This is a genomic window from Streptococcus sp. HCA-5024 (assembly GCF_037890265.1).
Lineage (GTDB): Bacteria > Bacillota > Bacilli > Lactobacillales > Streptococcaceae > Streptococcus > Streptococcus lingualis.
Map to the genome: position 1 here is coordinate 65,288 of NZ_JBBKBR010000005.1, position 12,452 is coordinate 77,739.

Below are 12,452 nucleotides of genomic sequence, written 5' to 3' on the forward strand. Positions count from 1 at the left end.
ATTTCTTACCTTTCCTTGTTTTCATACTTGTTTTATTTGGATACAGCTTAGGTGGGGGAAGAAAGGAAACTTTCTTGCCACCGCCTTGTGTCTGTATCTTGTTATCGAATCATCCTGTCAGAAGCATTGGTTGCTCACAGGACAATCATTTTTACTGATTATTTTTCTGATTCTTCGGCATCAAAGGCTGCTTTTGCTTCCTTGGCTGCTTTTTCACGTGCTTTTTCAAGGTCATCCACATGAATCACATCATCGTCTTCGCCTTCATCAAGGTCACGAAGTTCCACTTCTTGATCATCTTCATCCAAGACACGCATGTCAAGACCAAGAGATTGCAATTCTTTGACAAGAACGCGGAAGGATTCTGGTACACCTGGTTTTGGAATTGGTTTACCTTTGGTAATCGCTTCATAAGCTTTCAAACGTCCGTTGACATCATCTGACTTGTAAGTCAAGATTTCTTGAAGGACATTTGATGCACCATAAGCCTCAAGGGCCCACACTTCCATTTCCCCGAAACGTTGTCCACCAAACTGAGCTTTCCCTCCGAGTGGTTGTTGGGTAACCATTGAGTATGGTCCGACTGAACGGGCATGGAGTTTATCATCAACCATGTGGTGAAGCTTGATCATGTACATGACACCGACAGAGACACGGTTGTCAAACGGTTCACCAGTACGTCCATCGTAAAGAATGGTCTTGGCATCGCTATCCATACCAGCTTCTTTCACAGTATCCCAGAGGTCTTCTGAGCTTGCTCCATCAAAGACTGGTGTTGCAATGTGAATACCCAAGTTACGAGCTGCCATACCAAGGTGAAGTTCCATAACCTGACCGATATTCATACGTGATGGCACCCCAAGAGGGTTCAACATGATATCAACTGGTGTACCGTCTGGAAGGTAAGGCATATCTTCAACTGGAACAATACGAGACACAACCCCTTTGTTTCCGTGACGACCGGCCATCTTATCTCCGACGCGGATCTTACGTTTTTGTGCAATGTAAACACGAACCAACATGTTGACACCCGATTGTAATTCATCACCGTTTGCACGGGTAAAGATCTTAACATCGCGAACGACTCCATCTCCACCGTGAGGTACACGGAGTGATGTATCACGCACTTCACGAGATTTATCCCCAAAGATAGCGTGAAGGAGACGTTCTTCAGCAGAAAGGTCTTTTTCACCTTTCGGTGTTACCTTACCGACAAGGATATCGCCTTCTTTAACCTCAGCACCAATACGGATAATACCTGTTTCATCCAAGTCACGAAGAGCATCTTCCCCGACGTTCGGAATTTCACGGGTAATTTCTTCAGGGCCTAACTTGGTATCGCGTGTTTCTGATTCGAATTCTTCCAAGTGAACAGATGTGTAGACATCTTCTTTCACCAAGCGTTCGCTCATGATAACAGCATCCTCGAAGTTATACCCTTCCCAAGTCATGTAAGCGACGATTGGGTTTTGACCAAGGGCCATTTCCCCTTTTTCCATCGATGGACCGTCAGCGATAAAGTCACCTTTTTCAACGGTTTCACCAACTTTAACCAGAGTACGTTGGTTGTAGGCGGTACCTGAGTTTGAACGACGGAATTTTTGGATATGGTAAACATCAAGAGATCCATCTTCCCGACGAACTTCTACCTTGTCCGCATCTGCATAGGTAACTTTACCATCATGTTGAGCAATGACTGCAGCTCCTGAATCATGGGCTGCTTGGTATTCCATACCAGTACCCACATAAGGGGCTTTTGGATCAATCAATGGAACAGCCTGACGTTGCATGTTGGCACCCATGAGGGCACGGTTGGAGTCATCGTTTTCCAAGAAAGGAATACATGCTGTCGCAACGGCAACTACTTGTTTTGGAGATACGTCCATGTAGTCGACTTGATCAGATGGGAACTCTTGGTTGTTACCACGATGACGTCCCATAACGATCGGCTCAGCAAAGCCACCTTTTTCGTTCAACTTAGAGTTGGCCTGAGCGACGATGTACTCATCTTCTTCATCGGCTGTCAACCAAACGATTTCGTTGGTCACCACACCTTTTTCACGGTCCACTTTACGGTATGGCGTTTGGATGAAACCATATTTGTTCAAGTGTCCATAAGATGACAAGTTGTTGATCAAACCGATGTTTGGTCCTTCAGGTGTTTCAATTGGACACATACGACCATAGTGGGTATAGTGCACGTCACGCACTTCATATCCGGCACGGTCACGTGTCAAACCACCAGGCCCTAAGGCAGACAAACGACGTTTGTGAGACAACTCAGAAAGCGGGTTGTGTTGGTCCATGAACTGTGACAATTGGGAAGAACCAAAGAATTCTTTAATTGCTGCAGTTACTGGGCGGATGTTGATGATTTGTTGTGGTGTCAAGACATCGTTATCTTGTACAGACATCCGTTCGCGAACGTTTCGTTCCATCCGTGAAAGTCCAAGACGCACTTGGTTGGCAAGCAATTCACCAACGGCACGAATCCGACGGTTTCCAAGGTGGTCGATATCATCCACGCGGCCAATACCTTCTGCAAGGTTCAAGAAATAGCTCATTTCTGCCAAGATGTCAGCTGGAGTCACAATCCGTACTTTGTCAGATGGGTTAGCATTTCCGATGATGGTGACAACACGGTCTGGATCTGTCGGAGCGACAACTTTGAATTTTTGCAATTCTACTGGCTCTGTCAAAACAGCAGCATCATTTGGAATGTAGGTGATTTTGTTCAAACCGTTATCCAATTGTTCTGAGATGCTGTCGATCACATCGCGCGTCATGACAGTACCAGCTTCTACAAGGATTTCCCCTGTTTCAGCATCTACCAATGGTTCTGCGATTGTTTGGTTCAACAAGCGATTCTTGATATTGAGTTTCTTGTTGATCTTGTAGCGACCAACTGGTGCCAAGTCATAACGACGTGGATCAAAGAAACGAGCTACCAACAAGCTACGTGAGCTTTCCGCTGTTTTTGGTTCACCTGGACGAAGACGCTCGTAGATTTCTTTGAGGGCTTCATCTGTCCGTGAATCCATTGGATTTTTGTGGATATCTTTTTCAATGGTATTGCGAACCAATTCGCTGTCCCCAAAGATATCGATGATTTCATCATCTCCAGAGAATCCAAGAGCACGCACAAGAGTTGTAAATGGAATCTTACGTGTGCGGTCGATACGTGTGTAAGCAATGTCTTTTGAGTCAGTTTCAAGCTCTAACCAAGCCCCACGGTTAGGGATAACAGTTGATCCATAACCAACCTTACCATTCTTGTCCACCTTATCATTGAAGTAGACACCTGGTGAGCGGACCAACTGAGATACGATAATCCGTTCTCCACCATTGATGATGAAAGTTCCCATCTCCGTCATGATTGGGAAATCACCAAAGAAAACTTCTTGGGTCTTGATTTCACCTGTTTCTTTGTTGACCAAACGGAAGGTCACAAAGATTGGTGCTGAGTAGCTGGCATCGTGGATGCGCGCTTCTTCAAGCGAATACTTAGGTTCGCGGATTTCATAACCCACAAATTCCAATTCCATTGTATCCGTGAAGTTTGAGATGGGAAGCACATCTTCAAATACTTCCTTCAAGCCATGATCCAAGAAATCTTTGAATGAGTCTGTCTGGATTTCAATCAAGTTTGGTAAATCAAGAACCTCTTTGATTCTTGAAAAACTACGACGGGTCCGATGTTTCCCGTATTGAACGTCATGTCCTGCCAAAGTTTTTAGCTCCTTTTTCCATACTAGGATAGCTTGGTAAAATGACTTTCACCACCTATCCGGTTTTAACTACAATTGTGTGATTTGCATCACGTGAAGAGCTGTCTCTTCACCTCATTCGTCGCTTTTTGTAATTTTTAGAAAAATTAAATTTGTGTAACAAACTAGGATTTTTCTGAAAAATAGGCACAAAAAGAGCAGCTAAATCGACTTATTCAAGTAAGATTTAACTGCTGTAAGCTCTTATTTGGACAATATTTCAAATAAAGCACACGACAAATTAGTTATCACTATTATACCGTTTTTTGCTCCAAAAATCAAGGCTTTCTCTAGGTTTTCTACTGGATCAGACTAGCGTCGATTGCCACGATTTGAGCTGTTTCGATTTGAACTATTGCTTGATGAACTATTGGTTGTCGAATTGTTCTTATTATTCGACTGATTTCCACTGCTATTACCGAGAATGGCCGCCCAAGCACTTTGATAATCGCTATCCGATCCCCCGATGGCAAAGCGGTATTGAGTAGTTGGCGCTCCGTTTTTGGCCCAAAGACTCGTCACCGTTTGACCGCTCACATCGATATCCCGGCCATTGACATTGACGCGACCCGGTCTTTCACCCGTCGATTTGAGCACTTCAGAACGGATCACACTCTTATCGAGAGTGAATTTATCCTGAATTCCGAAGAGACTTGGATCTGCTTGGTAGATCGCATTCGCCAACTGCGCCATGTATTGGGCATTGTTGTTGTATCCAGTCAAGGTCTGCATGGAAGCATTGTTGTCATGGCCAATCCAACCTCCTAAAGAAACATTAGGGGTGGACAACATGAGCCACATATCTCCATTTGAGTTAGTGGTACCGGTTTTTCCAATCCAGTCTGCACCTGCCAGCGTTGGGTTGACTTGGCTAATCCGTGACTTAAAGGTCGTTGTTGCACCAGACGTAATAACCCCGCGCAAGAGATCCTGCATAATCGTTGCCGTTGCTGGAGAGTAAACACGAACAGGATCTGCCTCGTGCTTGTAAACTACATCTCCATCTCGATCAATGATTTGCTCTACCATGTAGCGTTTGAGGTAGTTCCCATTGTTAGCAATGGTTTGGAAACCATTGGTATGTTGGGCAACAGTGACCTCAATTCCTCCCCCCATTGGCAGGCTTTCAATGCCATATTCAGGGATATCATAGCCCATTTTCTTCATGTAGGATGGGACATCCACACCCTTTTCACGAAGGGTCCGGTAAGTCCAGTAAGCTGGAATATTCCATGAGGTATTGAGGGCCTCACGGAGATCCATCATCGCTGTTCCTCGGCTATCCACGTGCATGATCGGCTCACCACTTGAGAAATTAGTCGGATAGTTAGAAAGGATGCTATTGCTTCCCATCAAGCCTTGGTCGATGGCAATCCCATAGGCCAACAGCGGCTTGATAGTAGACCCTGGGGAACGCTCTGTATCAAAGGCATGGTTGTTTTGGTTGCCGTCAAAATTCCGTCCACCGATAAATCCTAAAACGGCACCCGTTCGGTTGTCCATAAGGACATTCCCAACTTCTACAAGACCCGTCCCATCATCCAAGACGCTTCCAAAATTCGCTACCGCGGCCTGCATCGCATTGTGAACCGGTTTGTTAATCGTGGTTTGAATGGTGTAGCCACCTTCGCGCAACTCGCTCTCAGCTAATTCTTGGTAAGCCTTGACGGTTTCATTATTTTTCAAGTCTTGCTTGGTGACATTGTCTCGCTTGATCAAGTAATCATACATGGCCTCTTTTGCTTCTTCCATGGCTTGGAAGTAGAGGTAGTCATGCGGTGTTTTCTCGATGCCATCTGGAGCCATGAAGTCTTTGGTCAAGTCGTACTGAGCATAGGTCTCGTAGTCTTTTTTCGACAAGGCTCCCGTCCGGTACATATTGAACAAAACGTCTTTGGCACGCGCCAAACCTAACTCGAGGTTTTCCTTGCTCTTTAGGCTACCGTCTGCAGCATAAGGAGAGTAGACAATCGGACTTTGTGGCAAGCCAGCGATAAAGGCCGCTTGTGGAACGGTCAAGTCTTTGGCAGAGACGCCAAAGATTCCTTGAGCTGCAGCTTCCACACCCGCAATATTTTGTCCCCGATTGTTTCGTCCAAAAGGCGAAACATTTAAGTAGGTGGTTAGGATTTCATTTTTATCCATTCCCCGCTCTAAAGCCAAGGCATCGACAATCTCTGTCGCCTTACGAGTAAAGGTTGGAGCGTCTCCCACGACTTGCTGTTTGATCAACTGCTGGGTCAGGGTTGATCCCCCACTTGAGGAACCCACGCCGGCTACAGATCCAAGTGTTGCCCGAAGAACGGCTTTAGGTACAACCCCCTTGTGGCTTTCAAAATTCTCATCCTCAGTAGCGATCACAGCCTTCTTGACATTATCCGAAATGGCGTCTCCTGCTACTGGCGTACGGATCAAATCACTGTCCACTTCTGCAATCAAGCTCTTATCGGAATAAGTCAGTTTTGAAACACTGCTGACGTTTCGGACCTGCTGGACCAATTCTTCTGTCTTTGGAACCTTGACGTTACTAAAGAGGCTCGCCGCATAACCAATCCCGATCCCTGCGCCAAATAAAAAGAGGCACACGAACAGGGCGATCATGACATCCCACAAGAGTTTGAGGGTTCGTAAAAAGGTCGCAAAAATATCACCGACAGACCAGCTACTTTCCTCATTTTTTTCCTTATTCGGAGTTTCTGTATACATATTTGCAAAGAATTTTTGAATCTTCGTCCAAAATTCTTGCAGCTTCTCTTTTAATTGATTCACTGATTCTTTCTCCTTGTTCCCTATATTATAGCAGATTAGGCCCTTTGTTTTCAATCACAAGAGCGTAGAAATCGTCACTCAATCTTCTTGAGTAAGGTCAAGAAAATGATGGAAACCATTGCCATTTCCGTGGTTTATGGTAGAATAGAGAAATGAATAAACTTATAAAGGAGAAAAGACACATGCACATTTTTGATGAGCTAAAAGAGCGTGGTTTGGTATTTCAAACGACGGATGAAGAAGCCTTGCGCAAAGCACTGGAAGAAGGTCAGGTTTCTTATTATACTGGTTATGATCCAACTGCTGACAGCCTTCACCTTGGTCACTTGGTTGCCATCTTGACGAGCCGTCGTCTTCAACTAGCCGGCCACAAACCTTATGCGCTCGTTGGCGGTGCGACTGGTCTCATTGGAGATCCGTCCTTCAAAGATGCTGAACGTAGTCTCCAAACAAAAGAAACTGTACAAGAATGGGTTCGCTCCATTCAAGGGCAATTGTCTCGTTTCCTCGATTTTGAAAATGGTGACAATAAAGCCGAAATGGTCAACAACTACGATTGGTTTGGAAGCATTAGCTTTATTGACTTCCTTCGTGATGTCGGAAAATACTTTACAGTCAATGCTATGATGAGTAAAGAATCTGTTAAAAAACGGATTGAAACAGGGATTTCTTACACAGAGTTTGCCTACCAAATCATGCAAGGCTATGACTTCTACGTCCTCAACCAAGAACACAATGTAACCCTTCAAATCGGTGGATCTGACCAATGGGGAAACATGACAGCTGGTACTGAGTTGATGCGTCGTAAAGCAGATAAAACTGGTCATGTTATGACCGTGCCTTTGATCACAGATGCAACTGGTAAGAAATTCGGTAAATCAGAAGGCAATGCGGTCTGGCTCAATGCAGACAAAACATCTCCATACGAAATGTACCAATTCTGGATGAATGTGATGGATGCGGATGCTGTGCGCTTCTTGAAGATCTTCACTTTCTTGTCACTTGATGAGATTGAAGAGATCCGCAAACAGTTTGAGGCCGCTCCTCATGAACGCTTGGCTCAAAAGATCTTGGCGCGTGAAGTGGTTACCCTTGTCCACGGCGAAGAAGCCTACAAGGAAGCCCTCAACATCACAGAACAACTCTTTGCAGGAAACATCAAAAACCTTTCTGTCAAAGAACTCAAACAAGGCCTTCGTGGTGTGCCAAACTACCAGGTCCAAGCAGAAGATAACCTCAACATTGTTGAACTCTTGGTCACAGCTGGTGTGGTCAATTCTAAACGCCAAGCCCGCGAAGATGTTCAAAATGGAGCTATCTACGTCAACGGCGAACGCATCCAAGACCTTGACTATGTCTTGAGCGATAGCGATAAATTAGAAAATGAATTGACCGTTATCCGTCGCGGTAAGAAAAAATACTTTGTTTTGACTTATTAAGAAAGTAAAACCACGAAGTTTGGTATGAACTTCGTGGTTTTCTTATACACTTTTTTCTGGGACTATTTCCCTTTTCTGCGATGCAACAAAGCTTGGTTGATTCGTTGAGTTTTTTTATGGAGTTGCCAAATCTGGTAAAGCCAGATCAGACCGTAAATGGCTAGAAAGATCAACCAAGGAATAGGACTCCGTAAGGCTGCCCCCCAGCCAAAAAATAAGTAGGTCAATGCTAAGATGGTAGCTGTCACAACTAAATGCAAGGCTACACGCAAACTATAGGTCAAAAACTCTTCTTCCTCAAGAATGAACGTCAAGACCCCCATTGTCCCACTCATCAAAAAGATCGCTAGGATGTTGCGGACATTTACAGCGGGATAGACGATGTTGGGATAGACATGGGATAATAACACCAAACACAAATAAAAGAAGGATCCTGTCCTCATACCAGATACAAAATAAGCTATAACTCGTTTCATCACTTTCTCCTATACCCCTAAATAATCCATCAAGGATTTGACATATTTCCGACTGACACTTGATTTTACTCCACGTGTCAGTTTAGCCATCATATTGCCTGAAAAACTATCCGATAGCGATTCCAAATGGTCGATATTCATCACCGCGTGGCGGGATATCTGTAAAAAATTACGACGATTAATCCGATGTTGAAAATTTGTCAAAGTATCTCTTACGGTAAACGTTTTGTCTGTCGTATAAATGGTTAGCTGATTCTTATCAATCTCGGCTAAAATAATGTCATCAATTTTCACCATGATCAAATGATCATCTGTTTTGATAGGAATCACTACTTGATTCACTGTCGAAAACTGTTCGAGATAGTCCATCACCTCTCGTGCTTGATCGGATAATTGCTTAGCTTGAATGACTACACGGGGGTTGTTTTCTGGGATATCCTGTTTTTCCTCAAAACGAATCTTCATTCCTACTCCAATTCTCACTTACTTTCTTTTATTCGATCTTTTTGCTAAGGAAACCCAAATCCCCAAAGCTAGAAGAATACCACCTAACACTATAAGGTATGTTTGTTCCTTTGTCAATAAGGCTTGCCATTTGAGCTGAACGCCCATTTTTTCTTGAAATTCTCGAAGAAGATCATCTCGCCCCTTAAAGGCTTCGCTCACTGCTTCTTTCATGAGTACTTGTCGATAAAGTGCAGCAATATAAGTTGCTGGAGTACATTTCATTAGTAGTTGTGCAAAATCAGGTAGAACACCTAAAGGTACATAAGTCCCTACCAAAAAACCAGAAGCTGTACCCACTATGGTCGAAAACTTCCCAAGACTGTCTACGGAATGGAAAAAATAAACAAAAATGGCATTCACTAAACTAGAAAGCAGGCTACTAAGCAGCATGATGAGGAGCACTTCAGGTAATAAAGACAGTGCTGGAACTTCTCTAAAATAGCCACACATCAGCACATACATAAGGACTTGCATGAAAAAAGAGATGATGATTGCACTTGCTAAATATGAAGATGGTAACCGCCACTTCCCTTGATCCGATAAATAAAGATCCTGATCTACTTGATGTTCACGGTCCTTTACCGACTGAGTCAGGGCAGCCAGACTTGTCGTAATCCCTGTCACAGCCAGCGTCCCACTCATTAACCAATTATTTAACACAGGACCTCTATTGGGGAGCTGAGCCCAAGCATCTGTTAGATTTTTTTGAAGAAAAATAATATAGAGAACAAAGGAAATCAAGGCTCCCAACAGGGAGAAGAAAACTCCTGAACGATTTCTGAAGTACAATAAAAAATTTCGCTTTAGTAAGGCTAGCATTAGCGAACCTCCCTTCCTGTAAGTGCAATAAAGGCATCATCCATGGTCCCTGGACGAAACTCAAAATGGGCTAGATTATCTCTAACTTGCGCCAGGTAATCAATGGCTTCCCTTTCACTCTTGGGTTGAAAAACATATTCTAATGATCCCTGTTGTTCTACTGACATTCCTGAATTTTTAAGACTTTCTATCTGCTGCATCTCCTTGAAACGAATCTTCAAGATGTTTTTTGCATACTGACTCTTAATATCTAGTGCTGATCCCTGAGCAATCACTTTCCCATGGTCCACAATATAAATCTGATCAGCTTCATCTGCCTCGTCAAGATAATGCGTGGTCAAAACAACAGTCATTCCCTCTTCCCTCTGCAATTGATAGAGCAAATCCCAAATAGACTTCCGAGTTTGGATATCCAAACCTGTCGTTGGTTCATCTAAGAACAAAAGGTCTGGACTGTGTAGTAGAGCACGCGCAATGTCAACCCGACGCTTTTGGCCACCTGAAAGCGTTCCGTATTTCTGCTTTTGGAAAGCTGATAGGCCTAGCCGACCAATGAGATCAGACACACGATCGGGTTTTAAGCCTTTATACTGTTTCGCACGAATGGTCAGATTTTCCCTAACCGTTAGCATCTCATCTAAGACACTAGTCTGGAAGACCACACCAATTTTAGTACCTGGTTCATAGATGATTTCACCTTGCGTTGGTTGTTTCAAACCAATCAACATGGAAATCGTTGTTGATTTTCCCGCCCCATTTGGTCCTAGAATCGCATTAAAGGTTCCCTTTTCAAACTGTAAATGAATATTGTTTACGGCTAAATGATTTCCATATCGTTTACTGATGTTTTTAGCTTGTAATATCATGTTCTCTCTCCTTTTGATAGAACCAGTCTAGCAAAAAAGCCGTTTAAAAAACGGCTTTTGGGGATAAGTGGTTAAAATGAAGAGATGAGTGGCGAGATAGAAGAAATTAAAATGAGGGAAAAATTCATTGCAACCATTCTTTTCCCCATTGATTCAAGTCCTTTAAAATCGGCATCAGTGATTTGCCTTTTTCTGTCAGCTCATATTCTGTATGGAGTGGCATCGTTTCAAAATCATATTTCTCAACCAATTGGTTCTCTATTAAAACGTCTAAGCCACGTGTCAAACTGATAGTTGTTATCCCTTCAACTTCTCTTCTCAATTGATTGAAACGAACTCTCTTATGCTTGTTTATAACCCATAATATATTCATCCTCCATTTCCCACCAACCACATCTAAGACTCGAGACATACTACAGTTCCAATTTTTATTTGTTAACATTTTTTCTCCTTACAAAAATGTGCCTACTATTCAGGTAGTTTGTAAAGTATTATAATCTATTTATCATTTATTTTAAAGGAGTCACTTATGTTTATTGTAAACCTTACCTATATCAAGCCCCTTGATGAAGTTGAAAAACACTTAGAAAAACACATAGATTTTTTAAATCAGTATTATACAAAAGGTCTTTTTATCGCATCTGGAAGAAAAAATCCAAGAACTGGCGGTATCATTCTCATGAGAGCAAAAAATAAAGATGCTGTCCAAGAAATCATTGCACACGATCCATTCTATCAAAATGAGATTGCTCAATATGAGATCATTGAATTTGAAGCAAGTAAGTATTGTCTAGAATTGAAAACCCTCCTCAGCGATCCATTGGACGAAAATGAGGAAATTAAATAAAGAGACTCAAGGTCCATTCAATACCGCGTAGAACCGTTAAAAAAGTGTGACTTAGTCCCATTACAGCATCGGTTGCTATCTAGAGGCTCTTTTGTTACACTACTAATATGAATACACCGATCAAACCAAAATTACAACGATTTCAAACAGCCACTGCCTTTGCCTGTCCCATCTGTCAATTGGACCTAGAACTTGTGGGGACCAGTTTTAAATGTCCCAAGGGCCATTCTTTTGATTTGGCGAAATTTGGCTATGTCAACCTGGCTCCCCAGATCAAGCAATCAAAGGACTATGACAAAGAAAATTTTCAGAATCGCCAGCTGATCTTAGAAGCAGGGTTTTATGAGCCGATTCTAACAGCGATCGGACAAAAAATTCCGACCAGTGATGCCAGAATTCTAGATATCGGTTGCGGAGAAGGTTATTACTCCCGAAAGCTACAAGAAGCCTATCCCAAGGCTACTTTCTATGCCTTTGATCTTTCAAAGGAATCCGTACAACTAGCTGCCAAGAGTGATGCTAGCTGGAAGGTCAATTGGTTTGTAGGAGATTTGGCTCATTTACCCATTCAATCTAAGAGTATGGAGGTCATTTTGGACATCTTCTCCCCGGCTAATTACGCTGAATTTGAACGTGTCTTAAAGACAGAAGGGGTGATCATTAAGGTCGTCCCAACCTCTTCTCATCTAAAAGAAATTCGTCAGTTGGCCCAAGATCAATTGACCAAGCAATCTTACTCCAACCAGGAAATTTTGGAGCATTTTGAAGACCACTGCCAGATCCTCTCATCCGAAACGGTCAGCCTCACCAAGAGTTTAACTCCTGAAGAACGCCAGGCGCTCCTCGCCATGACCCCTCTTCTATTTCACGTAGACCAAGAAAAAATCGACTGGACCCAACTCACAGAAATCACCATTGAGGCCCAAATATTGGTTGGGAAAATCAAGATACAAAGAACGTAA

At 43.1% G+C, this 12,452-nt stretch carries 10 protein-coding genes; 3 read left to right on the forward strand and 7 right to left on the reverse strand.

What is annotated here, in order from left to right:
• Window positions 1-158: 158 nt before the first annotated feature.
• Both rpoB and pbp1b read right to left on the reverse strand, forming a co-directional pair.
• Entirely contained in the window at window positions 159-3,728 is a 3,570-nt protein-coding gene (rpoB, locus tag WKT08_RS08235; RefSeq protein WP_201087783.1) for a DNA-directed RNA polymerase subunit beta, read from the reverse strand.
• 351 nt (window positions 3,729-4,079) lie between these two features.
• Window positions 4,080-6,536 (reverse strand): penicillin-binding protein PBP1B, encoded by a 2,457-nt coding sequence (gene pbp1b, locus WKT08_RS08240; RefSeq protein WP_182448482.1) that lies wholly within the window; start codon window positions 6,534-6,536, stop codon window positions 4,080-4,082.
• 182 nt (window positions 6,537-6,718) lie between these two features.
• Between pbp1b and tyrS the strand changes: the two genes are divergently transcribed.
• On the forward strand, window positions 6,719-7,975 hold the full coding sequence (tyrS, locus tag WKT08_RS08245; protein ID WP_003004779.1) for a tyrosine--tRNA ligase: 1,257 nt from the start codon (window positions 6,719-6,721) through the stop codon (window positions 7,973-7,975).
• 62 nt (window positions 7,976-8,037) lie between these two features.
• Here tyrS and WKT08_RS08250 read toward each other — a convergent pair whose 3' ends face one another.
• From WKT08_RS08250 to WKT08_RS08270, 5 genes are all read right to left on the reverse strand, one after another.
• Window positions 8,038-8,451, reverse strand: coding sequence for a DUF3021 domain-containing protein (locus WKT08_RS08250; protein WP_070448823.1), 414 nt, complete (start codon window positions 8,449-8,451; stop codon window positions 8,038-8,040).
• A 9-nt stretch (window positions 8,452-8,460) separates the two neighbouring features.
• Window positions 8,461-8,916: a LytTR family DNA-binding domain-containing protein gene (locus WKT08_RS08255; RefSeq protein ID WP_070589762.1), complete on the reverse strand. Its 456-nt coding sequence runs from the start codon at window positions 8,914-8,916 to the stop codon at window positions 8,461-8,463.
• A gap of 18 nt (window positions 8,917-8,934) precedes the next feature.
• The gene (locus WKT08_RS08260) at window positions 8,935-9,777 is read right to left on the reverse strand and encodes an ABC transporter permease (RefSeq protein ID WP_070589760.1); all 843 of its coding nucleotides are present in this window, start codon (window positions 9,775-9,777) and stop codon (window positions 8,935-8,937) included.
• Complete coding sequence (locus WKT08_RS08265; RefSeq protein ID WP_003009725.1) at window positions 9,777-10,643, reverse strand: ABC transporter ATP-binding protein; 867 nt, start codon at window positions 10,641-10,643, stop codon at window positions 9,777-9,779. The genes WKT08_RS08260 and WKT08_RS08265 overlap by 1 nt, the downstream gene beginning before the upstream one ends.
• Window positions 10,644-10,767: 124 nt before the next feature.
• A complete protein-coding gene (locus WKT08_RS08270) occupies window positions 10,768-11,085 on the reverse strand; it encodes a winged helix-turn-helix transcriptional regulator (protein ID WP_150905136.1) in 318 nt (105 codons plus the stop codon).
• An 87-nt stretch (window positions 11,086-11,172) separates the two neighbouring features.
• On the opposite strand from WKT08_RS08270, the gene WKT08_RS08275 reads away from it, so the two are divergent.
• Window positions 11,173-11,490, forward strand: a complete 318-nt coding sequence (locus WKT08_RS08275; protein WP_150905134.1) for a YciI family protein — start codon at window positions 11,173-11,175, stop codon at window positions 11,488-11,490.
• Window positions 11,491-11,597: 107 nt separating this feature from the next.
• Entirely contained in the window at window positions 11,598-12,452 is an 855-nt protein-coding gene (locus WKT08_RS08280) for a putative RNA methyltransferase (protein WP_155199245.1), read from the forward strand.